This is a genomic window from Alexandriicola marinus, from assembly GCF_004000435.1.
GTDB lineage: Bacteria > Pseudomonadota > Alphaproteobacteria > Rhodobacterales > Rhodobacteraceae > Alexandriicola > Alexandriicola marinus.
Genome location: NZ_RBVZ01000001.1, coordinates 321,887 through 338,917, shown reverse-complemented (window position 1 = coordinate 338,917; position 17,031 = coordinate 321,887). Strand labels below are relative to the sequence as shown.

Annotated in this window: 13 protein-coding genes and 1 tRNA gene; 7 read left to right on the top strand and 7 right to left on the bottom strand. The window is 63.7% G+C overall.

Annotated features, from left to right (window positions below):
- Window positions 1–2: 2 nt before the first annotated feature.
- Together mraZ and EP376_RS01670 are read right to left on the bottom strand one after the other, a co-directional pair.
- The gene (mraZ, locus tag EP376_RS01675) at window positions 3–506 is read right to left on the bottom strand and encodes a division/cell wall cluster transcriptional repressor MraZ (protein ID WP_127653797.1); all 504 of its coding nucleotides are present in this window, start codon (window positions 504–506) and stop codon (window positions 3–5) included.
- A gap of 651 nt (window positions 507–1,157) precedes the next feature.
- Window positions 1,158–2,255, bottom strand: a complete 1,098-nt coding sequence (locus tag EP376_RS01670; protein WP_127653796.1) for an Mrp/NBP35 family ATP-binding protein — start codon at window positions 2,253–2,255, stop codon at window positions 1,158–1,160.
- Window positions 2,256–2,561: 306 nt separating this feature from the next.
- Between EP376_RS01670 and EP376_RS01665 the strand changes: the two genes are divergently transcribed.
- The 3 genes from EP376_RS01665 to EP376_RS01655 all read left to right on the top strand — a co-directional run bounded on the left by EP376_RS01665 (window position 2,562) and on the right by EP376_RS01655 (window position 5,850).
- Window positions 2,562–2,780 (top strand): DUF1127 domain-containing protein, encoded by a 219-nt coding sequence (locus EP376_RS01665; RefSeq protein WP_127653795.1) that lies wholly within the window; start codon window positions 2,562–2,564, stop codon window positions 2,778–2,780.
- Between the two features lie 1,287 nt (window positions 2,781–4,067).
- A complete protein-coding gene (locus EP376_RS01660) occupies window positions 4,068–5,216 on the top strand; it encodes an MFS transporter (RefSeq protein WP_238928548.1) in 1,149 nt (382 codons plus the stop codon).
- A gap of 31 nt (window positions 5,217–5,247) precedes the next feature.
- Complete coding sequence (locus tag EP376_RS01655) at window positions 5,248–5,850, top strand: LysE family translocator (RefSeq protein ID WP_127653794.1); 603 nt, start codon at window positions 5,248–5,250, stop codon at window positions 5,848–5,850.
- A 3-nt stretch (window positions 5,851–5,853) separates the two neighbouring features.
- Here EP376_RS01655 and EP376_RS01650 read toward each other — a convergent pair whose 3' ends face one another.
- Window positions 5,854–8,253: an ATP-dependent helicase gene (locus EP376_RS01650; protein WP_127653793.1), complete on the bottom strand. Its 2,400-nt coding sequence runs from the start codon at window positions 8,251–8,253 to the stop codon at window positions 5,854–5,856.
- A gap of 149 nt (window positions 8,254–8,402) precedes the next feature.
- On the opposite strand from EP376_RS01650, the gene EP376_RS01645 reads away from it, so the two are divergent.
- Complete coding sequence (locus tag EP376_RS01645; protein WP_127653792.1) at window positions 8,403–8,816, top strand: hypothetical protein; 414 nt, start codon at window positions 8,403–8,405, stop codon at window positions 8,814–8,816.
- A gap of 25 nt (window positions 8,817–8,841) precedes the next feature.
- Here the strand turns inward: EP376_RS01645 and EP376_RS01640 are convergent, their stop codons facing one another.
- A complete protein-coding gene (locus EP376_RS01640; protein ID WP_127653791.1) occupies window positions 8,842–9,252 on the bottom strand; it encodes a hypothetical protein in 411 nt (136 codons plus the stop codon).
- Window positions 9,253–9,429: 177 nt separating this feature from the next.
- On the opposite strand from EP376_RS01640, the gene EP376_RS01635 reads away from it, so the two are divergent.
- From EP376_RS01635 to EP376_RS01625, 3 genes are all read left to right on the top strand, one after another.
- Window positions 9,430–12,870, top strand: coding sequence for a pyruvate carboxylase (locus EP376_RS01635; protein ID WP_127653790.1), 3,441 nt, complete (start codon window positions 9,430–9,432; stop codon window positions 12,868–12,870).
- The gene (locus tag EP376_RS01630; RefSeq protein ID WP_203330893.1) at window positions 12,854–13,741 is read left to right on the top strand and encodes an NmrA family NAD(P)-binding protein; all 888 of its coding nucleotides are present in this window, start codon (window positions 12,854–12,856) and stop codon (window positions 13,739–13,741) included. The genes EP376_RS01635 and EP376_RS01630 overlap by 17 nt, the downstream gene beginning before the upstream one ends.
- Before the next feature lie 97 nt (window positions 13,742–13,838).
- A tRNA-Gly gene (locus tag EP376_RS01625) sits at window positions 13,839–13,913 on the top strand.
- 71 nt (window positions 13,914–13,984) lie between these two features.
- Here the strand turns inward: EP376_RS01625 and EP376_RS01620 are convergent.
- From EP376_RS01620 to EP376_RS01610, 3 genes are read right to left on the bottom strand one after another with little or no spacing between them, the layout of a single operon-like run.
- Complete coding sequence (locus EP376_RS01620; protein ID WP_127653789.1) at window positions 13,985–14,512, bottom strand: glutathione peroxidase; 528 nt, start codon at window positions 14,510–14,512, stop codon at window positions 13,985–13,987.
- A 33-nt stretch (window positions 14,513–14,545) separates the two neighbouring features.
- Window positions 14,546–15,556 (bottom strand): cytochrome d ubiquinol oxidase subunit II, encoded by a 1,011-nt coding sequence (locus EP376_RS01615; protein ID WP_127654693.1) that lies wholly within the window; start codon window positions 15,554–15,556, stop codon window positions 14,546–14,548.
- A gap of 13 nt (window positions 15,557–15,569) precedes the next feature.
- Window positions 15,570–16,961: a cytochrome ubiquinol oxidase subunit I gene (locus EP376_RS01610; protein ID WP_127653788.1), complete on the bottom strand. Its 1,392-nt coding sequence runs from the start codon at window positions 16,959–16,961 to the stop codon at window positions 15,570–15,572.
- Between the last annotated feature and the right edge of the window lie 70 nt (window positions 16,962–17,031).

The window sequence follows — 17,031 nt, the reverse complement described above, 5'->3', positions numbered from 1 at the left end:
GGTCAGCCTCCGTTCGGGGTGTCTAGCAGGCTCAGGGGATCGAAATCATCTGGCAGCGTTTCGAGCCATTCGTCGGTCTCGGCGGCCTCGACCTCATCATAGGTGGCCGCGTTCCAGATCTCGAAATAGTCGCCCATGGCGACCATGACGGCCTCGCCGTCCAGCCCGATCTGCTGGCGCAGGCGCTGTGGCAGGACGATCCTGCCATCCTTGTCGACCTCGGTGTCCCAGGACTTGCCCAGGATCATGCGCGCGGCGCGTTTGCGCTCGACCGAACCGCGCGGCAGGCGTTTGATGCCCTCTTCGATCTCTTCCATGGCTTCGATCGTGTAGGCATGAAGACAATTCTTGAGGTGGGGCCCATGCAGCACAACGAGGCGGGGCAAGGGATGTTCGGGGCAGCGGGGATCGCCATCGGCGAGCACGGCACGAAAATCAGCCGGGATCGACACCCGGCCTTTCGCGTCAACCTTCTGGTTGAACTCGCCTCTGAAACTGAGAGCCACCGAACGAAGCCCCTTTTATCCTGTCCCCCGGCGGGTGGCCGGATGTGAAAACGGCGGATCAAGCTGCTGCCACTGCTTGATCCGCCGCCATACCCCTTTCGGGGTTAGTCCGACTGCGCGCGCCACCTGGGGGGATGTCTGCTCGCTCGCGCGCCGGATCTCTTTGTTCGGAAAGGAGGGGCGCCTGTATGAAGCTGCCTCGTTTACCTGTGGGATTCTTTTGATGTCCCTTGTGAGTGTCTGCCCTCGTTTCCTTGGGTAAATGAATGACATGAGCCCGCCGGCCGATCAAGGGAATTCATGGAACTTACTGGGAAGTCACAGCTGATTTCGAAAAGAGACACGATTGAAACAATTTTGATTGACCCACAAAATGTTGATAACCCGTCAAATCACATCAATATCTAGTATATCTTTCGCGCAAGAGGCCGAACGAACGGCGGATTTTCCCCATTTCGACGCGTTCCACGAATTCCCGGTCACCTGCGCAAGACTGGCAAGGATCACATCCTGCCTCGCAGATTCCCTCGAATCAATGGTGCAAACCAAGCTGATTCAGCTGATTCCTGCCAATCAGCCGGCAGGTTCCATGCATTCCCGATAGCGAGTGCCATGATTTCCCGACGAGGTCGGGCAATCGGACCGCGGGCGTCAGGCCATCCCGCCCTGGATCAGACCCCGGGCGATCCGGCGATAGGCATCGGACATGATCCCCTCGCCCGCCGCGATCGGCGTGCCCCCATCACCGGCCAGCCGGGTGTCGAGGTCGATCGGCAGACTGCCCAGAAGCGGGACGCCCATCTTCTCGGCCTCCACGCCGACGCCGCCATGGCCGAAGATATGCGCCTCGTGTCCGCAGTTGGGACATATGTATAGAGACATGTTCTCAACCAGCCCGAGGATCGGCGTCTTGAGCGTGCCGAACATGTCGATGGCCTTGCGCGCATCGAGAAGCGCCACGTCTTGCGGGGTCGATACGACGATCGCGCCGGTCAGATGCGTCTTCTGGCACAGGGTCAGCTGCACATCGCCCGTTCCGGGCGGCAGATCGACAATCAGGATGTCCAGCTCGCCCCATTCGACCTGACCGAGCATCTGTTGCAGCGCGCCCATCAGCATAGGGCCGCGCCAGACGACGGCCTTGTCGGGATCGACCATCAGGCCGATCGACATGGTCGTCACGCCATGCGCATGAAGCGGGATGATCGTCTTGCCATCGGGGGATTTCGGACGCTCGGACACGCCCATCATGCGCGGAACGCTCGGCCCATAGATATCGGCATCCAGAAGACCGACCCTGCGCCCCTCCCGGGCCAGCGCGACGGCAAGGTTGGTCGAGACGGTGGATTTCCCGACGCCCCCCTTGCCCGATCCGACGGCAATGATCCGGTCCACACCCGGCACCGGTGCGGGGCCGGCCTGTGGCGTGGGGTGTCGCCCGATCTTGAGAGAGGGAGGCTCGCCCTGCGCGGCGGCAGGCCGCGCGGGCGCGCGCGGGGTCGAGGGGCCATGCGCAGTGACAAGAACGGAGACGGTCTCCACTCCCGGCAGGGCCGCGACCGCGGCTTCGGCTGCCTTGCGGACAGGCTCGAGCGCGCGGGCCTCGTCGGGGCTGGGCGCCTCGATGATGAAGCGGACGGTCGGACCCTCGACGGCAAGGGCCCGGACCATATCGCGTGACATCAGATCGCCGCCGCCCGGCAGGGCGATGCGTGACAGGACCTGTTCGATTTCTGCGCGGTCGGTCATTCGGGCCTCCATCCTCGGTTCGCGAGCGTTGTGCCCGATGCGCGGGCAGCCTGCAACGTAACCCTACGTAAGCCTTTGCCGTCCCGTTTCAAAAGCGGTGAATTCCCATGCGAACCGCCCGAAAAATAGGTCAATTATGCTTATGCATTTGCTGCATAGCAGCATTGACGAACCGTCTATTGTGCAACTGCAGCAAAAGCCTAATTCTGGCTCACGACAGCGCTAACAGGGCGCATGGATGTGGCCGAAGAAAACGCGGCCGAGCAGTAAGGCGGACAGAGGTCCGTGCATCAGGAGTAAACGCATATGGCATATGCAACCGACATCTTCACCCCCGGCATCACGCTGGGCGAACGATTCAACACGCTGCGTCAGGCTATCGCGGAGAAGCGCGCCCAAAACCGCGCCTATCGCACAACCTTTGACGAGCTTGACCGGCTGAGCGATCGCGAACTCGCCGATCTGGGCATTGCCCGTTCGAACATCCGCGGGATCGCCTACGAGGCGTCCCAAGCGGCGCGCTAATGGATTTCGGGGGCGCCTCCTCCTCCCTTAATGGCGCCTCCGGCTCGCAGATCACCGGCTCCTCCTCCTCCCTGCCGGTGACCTGTATCAAGGTGGTGCGGTGCCCCTCTCCTCCTCCCTGGGGCACCGCAACTACCGAAAAACAGAATACGGATCGCCTCCTCCTCCCTTAACGGCGATCCGGACGGCAGACCGGGCCTCTCCTCCTCCCTGGCCCGGACCCTGCAAAAGGTGATGCGGTGCCCCTCTCCTCCTCCCTGGCCCGGACCCTGCAAACGGTGATGCGGTGCCCCTCTCCTCCTCCCTGGCCCGGACCCTGCAAACGGTGATGCGGTGCCCCTCTCCTCCTCCCGGGGCACCGCAGCTACCAAAAGACGGAATACGGGTCGCCTCCTCCTCCCTTAACGGCTATCCGGACGGCAGAGCGGGCCTCTCCTCCTCCCTGGCCCGGACCCTGCAAACGGTGATGCGGTGCCCCTCTCCTCCTCCCGGGGCACCGCAGCTACCAAAAGACGGAATACGGATCGCCTCCTCCTCCCTTAACGGCGATCCGGACGGCAGACCGGGCCTCTCCTCCTCCCTGGCCCGGACCCTGCAAAAGGTGATGCGGTGCCCCTCTCCTCCTCCCTGGGGCACCGCAGCTACCGACAGACGAGAAACGGGGTCGCCTCCTCCTCCCTTAATGGCGCCCCGGACGGCAGACCGGGCCTCTCCTCCTCCCTGGCCCGGACCCTGCAAAAGGTGATGCGGTGCCCCTCTCCTCCTCCCTGGGGCACCGCAGCTACCGACAGACGAGAAACGGGGTCGCCTCCTCCTCCCTTAATGGCGCCCCGGACGGCAGACCGGGCCTCTCCTCCTCCCTGGCCCGGACCCTGCAAAAGGTGATGCGGTGCCCCTCTCCTCCTCCCTGGGGCACCGCAGCTACCGACAGACGAGAAACGGGGTCGCCTCCTCCTCCCTTAATGGCGCCCCGGGCGGCAGACCGGGCCTCTCCTCCTCCCTGGCCCGGACCCTGCAAAAGGTGATGCGGTGCCCCTCTCCTCCTCCCTGGGGCACCGCAGCTACCGACAGACGAGAAACGGGGTCGCCTCCTCCTCCCTTAATGGCGCCCCGGACGGCAGACCGGGCCTCTCCTCCTCCCTGGCCCGGGAACTGCACCAAGGTGATGCGGTGCCCCTCTCCTCCTCCCTGGGGCACCGCATTTTCCCCATCCCCGTTACACCCCCGACAGACCCGCGCTTGAGTTTCAGGCGGCGCGCTGTAGTGATGTGCGCGAGGGAGGAGCAGATGACACAAATGACCGTTCCCGACCGGAGCGCGACGGCGCCCGCTCGGCTTGCCACGCGGCTGTCCTTCCTTGCGGGGGGCTTTGCCGTCTCGTGCTGGGCGCCGCTGATTCCCTTTGCAAAGAACAGTGTCGGCGCCGATGAGGCGCTTCTGGGTATCCTTCTTCTGTGTCTGGGCATGGGCTCGGTCATCGCGATGCCGCTCACCGGGATCATCTCGGCGCGGCGCGGCGCGCGGCCGATGATCCTGCTGGGCGGGTTCGGCATGGGCCTGACCCTGCCCTTCCTCGCGCTGGCCGGACACCCCGTGAGCCTCGGCGCCACCCTGTTCGTCTTTGGTGCCGCGCTCGGAACGCTCGACGTGGCGATGAATGTTCATGCCGCCGAGGTCGAACGCACAGAGGCCCGGCCGCTGATGTCGGGGTTTCACGCGCAATTCAGCATCGGCGGCTTTGCCGGTGCCGGGTCCATGACCGCGCTGCTATCCTTCGGACTGTCGCCGATTCTGGCCGCGTTGATCGGCTCTGCGCTGACGTTGGGCGCGATGGCCCTTGCGGCCCCCCGCCTGTTGCGCGCACGCGGCGGCGATCCCGATCCCTTCGTGTTTCCCCGGGGGCTTGTGCTTCTGCTCGCCGTTCTGGCTGCGGTCGCCTTTCTGGTGGAGGGCGCCATCCTCGACTGGGGCGCGCTTCTCCTGATCGAACGCGAGATGACAGAGGCCCGGAGCGCCGGCCTCGGATACATGCTGTTTTCCGTCGCCATGGTCGCCGGAAGGCTCAGCGGCGACTGGACGGTCGCCCGGTTGGGCGAAGGTCCGATCCTTGTGGGCGGCGGTATTCTGACCATGGCCGGGCTGGCCGTCTGCCTGCTGGCGGCGACGCCCGCGATCACGCTGGCGGGATTCGTTCTGGTGGGACTTGGGGCCGCGAACCTCGTGCCGGTCGTCTTCAGCATCGCGGGTCGGCAGACGATCATGCCCGCGGGCCTCGCGATCGCATCGGTCACCACGACAGGCTATGCCGGGGTTCTGCTGGGCCCCGCGATCGTGGGCTTTGCCGCACATCAGACCAGCCTGCCGACGGCGTTCTGGGTTCTGGCGCTGATGATGGCGATCTATCCGCTGACCGCCGGCATCGTGCGCCGCGGCTGATGGCTCTCGCCCGGCGATCAAGGATGACCTGATGACTCTCGAGATGATCACGGCCCTGATGGGCTTTGCCCTTGCCACCTCGATCACGCCGGGGCCGAACAACCTGATGCTTCTGGCGTCGGGCGCCAATTTCGGTCTGCGCCGGACAGTGCCGCATATGCTGGGCATCAGCCTCGGCCACGGGTTCATGATGATCATGGTGGGCCTTGGCCTTGCCGCGATCTTCGAGGCCTATCCGCTGCTCAGGCGCGCGATGATGGTGGCAAGCCTGCTGTATCTCGCTTGGCTTGCCTGGAAAGTCGCCAATGCCGCCCCGCCCGGCGAGGCGCAGATCGAAGGCAAGCCCCTGACATTCCTTCAGGCAGCCGGCTTTCAGTGGGTCAATCCCAAGGGCTGGTACATGGCGCTGACCGCAATCGCGGCCTATACGCCGCCCGAGGCCGGGGCGCTTGGCGCGGTGATGGTGGCGGCGATCTTTTCGGCCACCAACCTGCCCGCGATCCTTGTCTGGGCGGGGTTCGGCACGCAGGTGCGGCGGCTCCTGCGCAAGCCCGGCCACCTGCGGCTGTTCAACCGGACGATGGCTGTCCTGCTTCTGCTGACGACGATCCCGATCGTGCGCGGGCTGGTCTGAGGCTCAGAACGGCACGTCGTCGGCCTGATCGGCCGGGACGACGAAACGGGCCACGACCTTCTTGTCGCCCGCCTTTTCGAACGCGATATCCAGCTTGTCGCCCTCGATCCCCGCGACCCGGCCATAGCCGAATTTCCGGTGAAAGACCCGCTCCCCTTCGGTAAAGGACGACACGGCGTCCAGATCGATCGTCATGTTCCGCGCCTCCGAAGGCTGGGACATGCCGCGTTGTGCGCTGCGGGCCTGAAGACGTTTCCAGCCGGGGGAGTTGTAGACATCGGCACGGCTGGCCTTGTCCTGAAGGTTCGATCCCATCGCGGCCTGCGCTGCGGGCGATGCGCTGGCCGACATGCCCGCCGCACCAAAGCCACCGCCATAAAGCCCCGGCGGCGTCAGCACATCCACATGCGCCTCGGGCAATTCGTCGATGAACCGCGAGGGCAGCGCCGATTGCCATTGGCCATAGACGCGGCGGTTGGCGGCAAAGGAAATCGTGCAGATCCGCTCGGCTCGCGTGATGCCGACATAGGCCAGCCTGCGCTCCTCCTCGAGGCCCTTGAGACCGCTTTCGTCCATCGACCGCTGCGAGGGAAACAGCCCGTCTTCCCATCCCGGCAGGAACACCGCCGGAAATTCGAGCCCCTTGGCCGCGTGCAGCGTCATGATCGAGACCTTTTCGCCCTGCTCCTCGGTGCCGTTGTCCATGATCAAGCTGACATGTTCGAGAAAGCCCTGAAGGTTGTCGAAGCCTTCGAGCGCCTTGACCAGTTCCTTGAGGTTTTCGAGCCGGCCGGGCGCCTCGGGCGTCTTGTCGTCCTGCCACATCGTGGTGTAGCCGCTTTCGTCGAGGATCATCTCGGCCAGTTCCACATGGGTATCGGCCTCGGCCACGACCTGCCCGTGCCAGCGGTCGATGGCCTGAACGAGAATGCCCAGTTCCTTGCCGCCCTTGCCCTTGATCAGCCCACCCTCGGCGCACAGGCGCGCGCCTTCGACGAGGTTCACCCCGTTGGCACGCGCGGTGCGCTGGATCGTCTGAACGGCCTTGTCCCCAAGGCCCCGGCGCGGCGTGTTGACGATCCGCTCGAAGGCCAGATCGTCATCGGGCGACACGGCGAGCCGGAAATAGGCCATCGCATCCCGAATCTCGAGCCGTTCATAGAATCGCGGGCCACCGATCACCCGATACGGCAGGCCGATGGTCAGGAACCGGTCTTCGAAGGCGCGCATCTGGTGCGACGCCCGCACGAGAATCGCCATGTCATCAAGGCTCATCGGGTCATGCCCCCGAGAGCCGCCCTGCATGGCCTCGATCTCCTCCCCGATCCAGCGGGCCTCCTCCTCGCCGTCCCAATGGCCGATCAGGCGCACGCGGTCGCCCTCTTCGCCGGTGGTGAACAGCGTCTTGCCCAGCCGGCCCTTGTTCGCGGCGATCACGCCCGAGGCCGCGGCGAGGATATGTCCGGTCGAGCGGTAATTCTGTTCGAGCCGGATCACCTCGGCGCCCGGAAAATCCGTCTCGAAGCGCAGGATGTTGCCGACCTCGGCGCCGCGCCAGCCATAGATCGACTGATCGTCGTCGCCCACGCAGCAGATGTTGGAATGCCCGCCCGCCAGAAGCCTGAGCCACAGGTACTGGGCAACGTTCGTGTCCTGATATTCGTCGACGAGGATATAGCGGAACCAGCGGCGATATTGCGCCAGCACATCCTCATGCGTCTGAAAGATCGTGACGACATGCAACAGCAGGTCGCCGAAATCGCAGGCATTTAGCTCCTTGAGGCGCTGTTGATAGGCGGCATAAAGCCGTGGGCCCTTGCGATCGAACGCGCCGCTGTCGGCCACGGGGAGTCGGTCCGGCGTCAGGGCGCGGTTCTTCCAGCCGTCGATGATCCCGGACAATTGCCGCGCGGGCCAGCGCTTTTCGTCAATCCCCTCGGCCACGATCAGCTGTTTCAGCAACCGGATCTGATCATCGGTATCGAGGATGGTGAAATTCGATTTCAGCGCGGCAAGTTCGGCATGCCGGCGCAACAGCTTGACACAGATCGCGTGGAACGTGCCGAGCCATGGCATGCCTTCGACCGTTTCGCCCAGAAGCTGGCCGATGCGCGATTTCATCTCGCGCGCGGCCTTGTTCGTGAACGTCACGGCGAGAATTTCGTTTGGCCGCGCGGTCCCCGTGGCCAGAAGATGCGCAATTCGTGCGGTCAGCGCCCGCGTCTTGCCGGTGCCCGCGCCCGCCAGCATCAGAACCGGACCGTCGAGCGTTTCGACGGCCTGCCGTTGCGGCGCGTTCAACCCGTCAAGATAAGGCATGGGCCGGGCGGCCATAGCCATCTGCGACAGCGACGGCCGCGCGACCGCCGCTTCGAAGGCATCATCTTCTTCGTAACTGCTCATTGCGCAAGAATAGCGGCATCGCGCGCAAAACGAAAGACGTGTTCGCGCTATGTTCGCACCCATCTTTCCGGTGGCCAGCGGAATTCCGGACTGTTCAACGCGCGGCCCCCTCTCTAGCCTCCGACCCAGTCTTCCAGTGGAGAACCGATATGATCCTTCGCCCCGCCGCACTTGCGGTCCTCGCCCTCGCCTTTGTCGCCGCGCCAGCGACGGCGCAATCCATCGCCATCGCCCAGGCGCCCGAACAATCGAGCGGGGTCGGATTCGGCACGACGATCGAAGAGGCGATCGCGGGAGCCAAGTCGGAATGCGTCGCGGGCGGCGCCATGGCGGAGGATTGTTTCGTCACCACCGCCTGCGATTATGCCGGCTGGACGGCAGATTTCTTTGTTCAACACACCGAGGGAAACCACTGGCACGAGACGTTTTGCGGCCTGCCGGAGGAAGGCTCGCCACAGCTGATGGAACAGGTCGTCTGTGACAGGGAAAGCCGGCCATACCTGCTGGAATGCGCGCTTGTTCAGGTCTGGTCGCCTGAGGGCACGGCACAGATGGAGTGGTGATCGGCGAAACCTCGGACAGGCCCGGCTAGTTCAGCGCCAGAGTGTCATCGCGGAACAATATCGCGCGTTCCTGCCGGAACGGCCATGTCATCTGCCACCTGACGAGGAATGCCTCGTCCACCGTCAGGAACGACACGCCAGCAATCCGGGCGACCGTCTCGATCTGGTATTCAACCGCCTCTTCGACGCCATTTGTGTCGATCACGACGATCATCGGCTCTTTTCCGGTCAGATCTGCCGCGAACAGGACCTGGTGCAGGCTGTCGAGGCTGGACCGTTTGGCATCGAAACCCACCTCGATCACATGGGATGACGTCTCGCAATCGACCCTAACATAGTGATCCCGCCCAGCGGCCACGTAGTCATGGCGCACCTCCGGCTCGCCGCCCATGATCAGGCTGCACAGGATCGCTGCGAGTTCGACTTCGTTGGCCATGACAAAGGTTAACAAATCGTTAACGCCGCGAATAGCCACCCGCCCGATTTTTCCGGGCAAACGATTGCGGGCGAGAAACCGTCGGCGGCCCTGCCCTTCCCCTACCCAGATATACCCATTTACGGCGCGCGGAATCCTTCATAAACCGTTTCTGCAACTGCAAAGAGGATCCCTGCCGTGGCCGATTTCGAAAAAATCCTTATCGCCAATCGCGGCGAAATCGCGATCCGGATCATGCGGGCCGCCAACGAGATGGGCAAGAAAACCGTCGCGGTCTATGCCGAGGAAGACAAGCTGGGCCTGCATCGGTTCAAGGCGGACGAAGCCTACCGGATCGGAGAAGGTCTCGGCCCGGTCGAGGCCTACCTCTCGATCGAGGAAATCATCCGGGTGGCAAAGATGTCGGGCGCGGATGCGATCCACCCCGGCTATGGTCTTCTTTCCGAGAACCCGGATTTCGTCGATGCCTGCGATGCGGCAGGCATTACCTTCATCGGACCCAAGGCCGACACCATGCGCGCGCTTGGGGACAAGGCCTCGGCGCGCAAGGTCGCGATCGAGGCCGGCGTGCCGGTCATCCCCGCGACCGAGGTTCTGGGCTCTGACATGGACGCGATCCGCAAGCAGGCGAGTGAAATCGGCTATCCCCTGATGCTCAAGGCATCGTGGGGCGGTGGCGGGCGCGGCATGCGCCCCATCGCGAATGAAGACGAGCTGGAGGACAAGGTCCTCGAAGGCCGGCGCGAGGCCGAGGCCGCTTTTGGCAATGGCGAGGGATATCTGGAAAAGATGATCCTGCGCGCCCGCCATGTCGAGGTTCAGATCCTCGGGGATCGCGAAGGCAACATCTATCACCTGTGGGAACGCGATTGTTCCGTTCAGCGCCGCAACCAGAAGGTCGTGGAACGTGCGCCCGCCCCCTATCTGTCGGAAACCCAGCGTGAGCAGCTGTGCAACCTCGGCAAGAAGATCTGCCAGCATGTGAACTACGAATGCGCCGGCACCGTCGAATTCCTGATGGATATGGACAGCGGCGACTTCTTCTTCATCGAGGTCAACCCGCGGGTCCAGGTCGAACATACCGTCACCGAAGAGGTGACCGGCATCGACATCGTGCGCGCGCAGATCCTCATCGCCGAGGGCAAGTCGATCGTCGAGGCCACCGGCTGCGCCAGCCAGTATGACGTGAAGCTTGACGGCCATGCGCTGCAATGCCGGGTCACGACCGAGGATCCGCAGAACAACTTCATCCCCGACTACGGGCGCATCCAGATCTATCGCTCGGCCACGGGTCCGGGCATCCGGCTTGATGGCGGCACGGCCTATTCGGGCGCCGTGATCACACGGTTCTACGATTCGCTCCTGACCAAGGTCACGGCCCGCGCGCCCACGCCCGAGATGGCGATCGCGCGGATGGACCGTGCCTTGCGCGAATTCCGGATCCGGGGTGTGTCGACCAACATCGCCTTTGTCGAGAACCTGCTGAAGCATCCGACGTTTCTCAACAACGAATACCACACCAAGTTCATCGACGAGACGCCCGAGCTGTTCGATTTCCGCAAGCGCAAGGACAGGGCCACCAAGCTTCTGACCTACATCGCCGATATCACGGTCAACGGTCATCCCGAGACCGAAGGCCGGGTCCGTCCGCATCCCGATCTGAAATTGCCGCGCCCGCCGATGAAGCCGCCGGTCGATTGGCATCCCGGAACCCGGCAATTGCTGGAAGACGAGGGCGCCAAGGCCGTGGCCGACTGGATGAAGGCGCAAAAGAAGCTGCTGATCACGGACACCACCATGCGCGATGGGCACCAGTCGCTTCTGGCCACGCGCATGCGGTCGATCGACATGATCACCGTCGCGCCGACCTATGCCGCGAAGATGGGCGATCTGTTCTCTGTCGAATGCTGGGGCGGCGCCACGTTCGACGTGGCCTACCGGTTCCTGCAGGAATGCCCGTGGCAGCGCCTGCGCGAGATTCGCGCGGCCATGCCCAACGTGCTGACCCAGATGCTCTTGCGGGCTTCGAACGGGGTCGGCTACACCAATTACCCCGACAATGTCGTGCAGTTCTTCGTGGCACAGGCCGCGGAATCCGGCGTCGACGTATTCCGCGTGTTCGACAGCCTCAACTGGGTCGAGAACATGCGCGTGGCGATGGATGCGGTCGTCGAATCCGGCAAGATCTGCGAAGGCACGATCTGCTACACCGGGGATATGCTCGATCCCGACCGTTCGAAATACGACCTGAAGTATTATGTCGGAATGGCTAAGGAACTTGAGGCCGCGGGCGCGCATGTGCTGGGCCTCAAGGATATGGCGGGACTTCTGAAACCCGTCGCGGCCGATCGCCTGATCCGCGCCCTGAAGGACGAGATCGACATTCCGATCCATTTCCACACCCACGACACCAGCGGCGCCGCGATCTCGACCATCATGGCCGCGGCCATGGCGGGCGTCGATTGCGTGGATGCGGCGATGGACGCGCTGTCGGGCAACACATCCCAGCCGACGCTGGGATCGGTGGTCGAGGCGCTGCGTCACAGCGAACGCGACACCGGGCTGGATATCGCGGCGATCCGCGAGATCTCGAATTACTGGGAACAGGTCCGTGCCCATTACGCCGCCTTCGAATCCGGCCTTCAGGCCCCGGCCTCCGAAGTCTATCTCCACGAGATGCCCGGCGGTCAGTTCACCAACCTCAAGGCGCAGGCCAGATCGCTTGGCCTTGAAGAGCGGTGGCACGAAGTGGCCCAGACCTATGCCGATGTGAACCAGATGTTCGGCGACATCGTGAAAGTCACGCCCTCGTCAAAGGTGGTGGGCGACATGGCGCTGATGATGGTGAGCCAGGGCCTGACCCGCGCGGATGTCGAAAGCCCCAAGGTCGATGTGGCCTTCCCCGACAGCGTCATCGACATGATGAAAGGCAACCTCGGCCAACCGCCGGGCGGCTGGCCTGCGGCGATCCAGAAGAAGGTTCTCAAGGGCGAGACACCCTTGACCGACCGGCCCGGAAAACATCTCGAGCCGGTCGACCTCGAGGCCGTGCGCAAGGACGTGTCGGATCAGCTGGGCGTCGAGATCGACGACGAGGATCTGAACGGATACCTGATGTATCCCAAGGTCTTTACCGATTACATGGAACGGCACGCCGTCTATGGCCCCGTGCGCACCCTGCCCACGCGGACCTTTTTCTACGGCATGGAGCCGGGCGAAGAGATCACCGCCGAGATCGACCCGGGTAAGACGCTGGAAATCCGGCTTCAGACCGTGGGCGAAACCCATGACGACGGCGAAGTCCGGGTGTTCTTCGAGTTGAACGGACAGCCGCGCACGGTGCGCGTGCCGAACCGGAAATCTGCCGCCGTCTCGGCCAAGAAACCCAAGGCCGAAATTGGCAACCCGGCCCATATCGGCGCGCCGATGCCCGGTGTGGTGGCCAGCGTCGTCGTTCAGGCCGGTGCTGCCGTGAAGGCGGGCGATCTTCTGCTGACGATCGAGGCGATGAAAATGGAAACCGGCATCCATGCCGAACATGAGGGAACCATCAAGGCCATTCACGTGACCCCCGGATCGCAGATTGACGCCAAGGATCTTCTTGTCGAGTTCGAGTGATCTCCGCCGGACCGGCGAGCCTGACGCGGCCGGCCCGATGCTTGTCACGGGAAGTTCCGGCAACACCGGGCGCGAAGTCATGCGCGCCGCCGCGCAGTCGGGTTTTCCGGTCCGCGCGACCCACAGGCCCGGCTCCGCCTCGGTCGAAGGGTCGGTGCCTTTCGATTTCGCCGAACCCGAGACTTGGGACAAGGCACTTGAAGGTGCCTCGAGCCTGTTCCTGATGCGCCCTCCACCGATCGCCGACATGAAAACCACGCTGATCCCGTTCATCGCTGCCGCCCGTCAGGCGGGCATCGGGCGTATCGTGTTCCTGTCCGTCACCGGCGCGGATACGGCGCGTTGGGTGCCGCATCACGCGGTCGAAGCGGCCCTGGTCTCCGGCCCAACCGACTGGACGATCCTGCGCGCGGGGTTCTTTGCTCAGAACCTTCAGGACGCCTATCGCAAGGATATCCGCGAGAGGGACAGGCTTCATGTTCCGGCCGGTCGCGGCAAGGTGGCATTCATCGATCTGCGCGATCTCGCCGAGGTGGCGGTGCTCGCCGCGCAGGGGCGCATACCGGCCGGACAGGCGCATGAACTGACCGGTCCGGGGGCGATTACCTTCCACGAGGTCGCGGCCGAACTGAGCCGCGCGCTGGGACGCCGGATCAGCTACCGGCCCGCCGCGATCCTGCCCTATCTCTTTCACCTGCGCAGAGAGGGTCGGCCTTGGATGGCCTCGATCATCCAGACCTATCTGCATGTGGGCTTGCGTTTTGGACAGGCAGAGACGGTGAGCCGCGCGATCCCCGATCTTCTGGGCCGCGAAGCCACGCCGATCCGGGATTACATCGCCCGAAACACGGCAATCTGGCAGCGGGGCTGAGCCGCGTAATCCCGCATCGCTTTTTCCACCGATCAGCATCATTTTGGGGTTGCAGCGCGTTGCGACTCTTTATATCTGACGCTCTACGAAACGGAGAGCGGGCGTAGCTCAGGGGTAGAGCATTACCTTGCCAAGGTAAGGGTCGTGAGTTCGAATCTCATCGCCCGCTCCAGTTTCGAAATACTCCCCAGAACAAATCGAGCCGTAGTGCAGACGACATCTGTGCGTTGGCGCACCGTCTTGTCAGGACGGCGGCAGATACGCCTCGATCGCGCCGGTGATGGTGCGTGCGTCAGGTCTCACAACCGATCGCCAACTGCCCGCGACGCTGCCGTCAGGGGCGATCAGGACCTTGTTGAAATTCCAGTCTGGCACAAAGCCCGCCTCTTCGCGAAGGGCGGCAAAGACCGGATGCGCGTCGGGGCCTGTGATCGTGGTGATCGTCGTCATCGGCATGTCGATGCCATATTGCAGTTCGCAGAATTCCTTGACCTCGGCCTCGGTCTCAAGCTCCTGGTTGAAGTCATCCGACGGCACGGCAAGCACCACAAGGCCGCGGTCGCGATACCTGTCGTACAGATCCTGCAAACCGCGATATTGCCGGGTGAAGGCGCATTGCGAGGCGGTGTTGACGATCAGAACCGGCTGTCCCGCCCAGTCGGCGACTGCCAGGGTGCCGCCGTCGATCGACGCGAACGGCGTGTCGAGATCAAGCGCGGCTGCAGGCGTCGCAAGCGCGAGAAAGACTGCGGAAAAGGCCTGTTTCAGCATTCCGGTTCACCCCTGATGAAACGCGTCGATCGCTCAATCATAGCGCAAGTCCTGCGCCTTTCCCCCGAAGATACGATAGGCGAGGATCGAATAGCCCGAGATGATCGGCAGAACGACCAGCGCCCCACACAGGATGATGAAGAGGCTCTCGGGCGCGGCGGCGGCCTCGTAGATGGTGATCTGTTCAGGAACCACATAGGGGTAGAACGAATAGGCCAACCCGAAAAAGGCCAGAACGAACAGGGCCGATGTCATGGCAAAGGGGATCCAGCAATGATCCTGCGGCAGGTCCGGCAGTTTCCGCAATGCGATCCACAGCCCGATCACCAGCCCCACCGACAACAGCGGCAGCGGCGCGAGCAGGAAGATCTCGGGAACCGAGAACCAGTGATCCCAGATCCGTTCACTTACCAGCGGCGTCGCGATCGAGATCGCCCCGATCCCAAGGACCAACCCCCAAAGGCCGCCGCGCGCCCAGTCATAGGCCTTTTGCTGCAGCGCCCCTTCGGTCTTGAGGATCAGCCATGCGGCGCCGATCGCGCTGTATCCGACCGACAGGAACACCGCCGTCAGCGCGGCGAAGGCATGGGCGGCCGGGGTGTTCGACAACCCCATCACATAAAGGCCCAGCATGTAGCCCTGCGACAGCGACGTCATGGCAGAGCCAGTGAAGAACAGCCTGTTCCAAAGCGGTTTGCGCGGTGCGGGCACCTTGGCGCGAAACTCGAAGGCGACACCGCGCAGGATAAGCCCGATCAGCATCACCGCGACCGGCAGATAGAGCGCCGTCAGGATGGCCCCGTGCGCCACGGGAAAGGCCACCAGCAGAAGGCCCACCGCTAGAACGAGCCATGTCTCGTTGGCATCCCAGAACGGGCCGATGGACGCCACCATCTTGTCCTTCTCGGCCGAGGTTGCCAGCGGCGTCAGCAGCCCCACCCCCAGATCGAACCCGTCAAGAACGACGTAGATCAGGATCGACAGGCCCATGAGCCCTGCGAAGGCGAGGGGCAGCCAGACGGCCGGGTCCCCGAAAAGGGTCATCATCACGTCTCTCCTATTCTGCCGGCAGGCCCTGGACGGCCCCGGTCGCGGGACGGCCCTCGGTCTTGTCATGGTCCTGCCCGACCTGACGGCGCGCGAGGTAGACCAGCGTTCCGATATAGGCGACCAGCAAGGCCGCATAGACCACGAGATAGGCGATCAGGGTCGAGGCCACGAGCGCCGGCGCCACGTCGCCCACCGCCGCCTTGGTGTCGAGCACGCCGGTCACGAGCCACGGCTGGCGTCCGATTTCGGTCGTGTACCAGCCCGCAAGCGTCGCGACCCAGCCCGACAGGCCCATCGGGACCAGCGCCCAGATCATGATGCGGGGCAGGCCCTCGATCCCCCGGCCCCGGCGCATGAAGAAAAGCGCGGCCCAGGACATCACCAGCATCGCCATGCCGGTGGCCACCATCACGCGGAACGACCAGAAAACCGGCGCCACGGGCGGATGCTGGATCGTGCCATCCTCGGCCACGAAATCGTTGAGCCCCGGCACCACACCATCGGCATGGTGCTTGAGGATCAGGCTCGCGCCGTTGGGGATGCCGATTTCGAACCGGTTCTCGCGCGCGGCCTCATCGGGGATCGCAAAGAGCAACAGCGGCACATTGGATTGCGTTTCCCAGTTGCCCTCCATCGCGGCGACCTTGGCCGGTTGGTGTTCGAGCGTGTTCAGCCCGTGCATGTCACCTGCGAGGATCTGAATGGGGATCAGGACGGCCCCCATCACCATGCCCAGACGCAGCGTCTTGCGCACGTCTTCTCCGCGATCCCCCATCAGCCAGCGCAAAGCCGAGAGGCTGGCGATCAGGAAGGCCACCGTCAGGCCCGAGGCCAGCAGCATGTGGACAAGACGGTAGGGCATCGACGGGTTGAAGATGATGGCGAACCAGTCGGTCGCAAAGGCCACGCCGTCGCGCATCTCGAAGCCTGCCGGTGTGTGCATCCACGAATTCAGGACAAGGATCCAGAAGGCCGACATCGTCGTGCCGAACGCCACGAGGATGGTCGCACCGGTATGCGCCCAGCCGGGCACGCGGCTGAAGCCGAAGAGCATGATGCCAAGGAACACGGCCTCGAGGAAGAAAGCCGTCAGAACCTCGTAGGCCAGAAGCGGCCCCGCGATATTGCCCACGCTTTCCATGAAGCCGGGCCAGTTCGTCCCGAACTGGAACGACATGGTGATACCCGAGACGACGCCCATCGCGAACGACAGGGCGAAGACCTTCACCCAGAAGAAATAGGCCTTCATCCAGGCCTCGTTTCCGGTGCGCGCAAAGCTGAGTTTGAAGAACACGAGCACCCAGCCCAGCGCGATGGTGATTGTCGGGAACAGGATGTGAAACGAGATATTGGCCGCGAATTGAATCCGCGACAAAATGAAACCGTCAAGCATATCCATCCTGTATCTCCATAGGCAACGGCGGGAGGCTCCCCGCTTGTGACTTGAGATAGGGGCGAAACCGCCGCCC

What these genes read in the sequence shown, in the direction of transcription:
- EP376_RS01670 (WP_127653796.1), bottom strand. Translation starts at nt 2,255, where the DNA reads ATGACCGACCGCGCAGAAATCGAACAGGTCCTGTCACGCATCGCCCTG.
- EP376_RS01665 (WP_127653795.1), top strand. Translation starts at nt 2,562, where the DNA reads ATGGCATATGCAACCGACATCTTCACCCCCGGCATCACGCTGGGCGAA.
- EP376_RS01660 (WP_238928548.1), top strand. Translation starts at nt 4,068, where the DNA reads ATGACACAAATGACCGTTCCCGACCGGAGCGCGACGGCGCCCGCTCGG.
- EP376_RS01655 (WP_127653794.1), top strand. Translation starts at nt 5,248, where the DNA reads ATGACTCTCGAGATGATCACGGCCCTGATGGGCTTTGCCCTTGCCACC.
- EP376_RS01650 (WP_127653793.1), bottom strand. Translation starts at nt 8,253, where the DNA reads ATGAGCAGTTACGAAGAAGATGATGCCTTCGAAGCGGCGGTCGCGCGG.
- EP376_RS01645 (WP_127653792.1), top strand. Translation starts at nt 8,403, where the DNA reads ATGATCCTTCGCCCCGCCGCACTTGCGGTCCTCGCCCTCGCCTTTGTC.
- EP376_RS01640 (WP_127653791.1), bottom strand. Translation starts at nt 9,252, where the DNA reads ATGGCCAACGAAGTCGAACTCGCAGCGATCCTGTGCAGCCTGATCATG.
- EP376_RS01620 (WP_127653789.1), bottom strand. Translation starts at nt 14,512, where the DNA reads ATGCTGAAACAGGCCTTTTCCGCAGTCTTTCTCGCGCTTGCGACGCCT.
- EP376_RS01615 (WP_127654693.1), bottom strand. Translation starts at nt 15,556, where the DNA reads ATGACCCTTTTCGGGGACCCGGCCGTCTGGCTGCCCCTCGCCTTCGCA.
- EP376_RS01610 (WP_127653788.1), bottom strand. Translation starts at nt 16,961, where the DNA reads ATGGATATGCTTGACGGTTTCATTTTGTCGCGGATTCAATTCGCGGCC.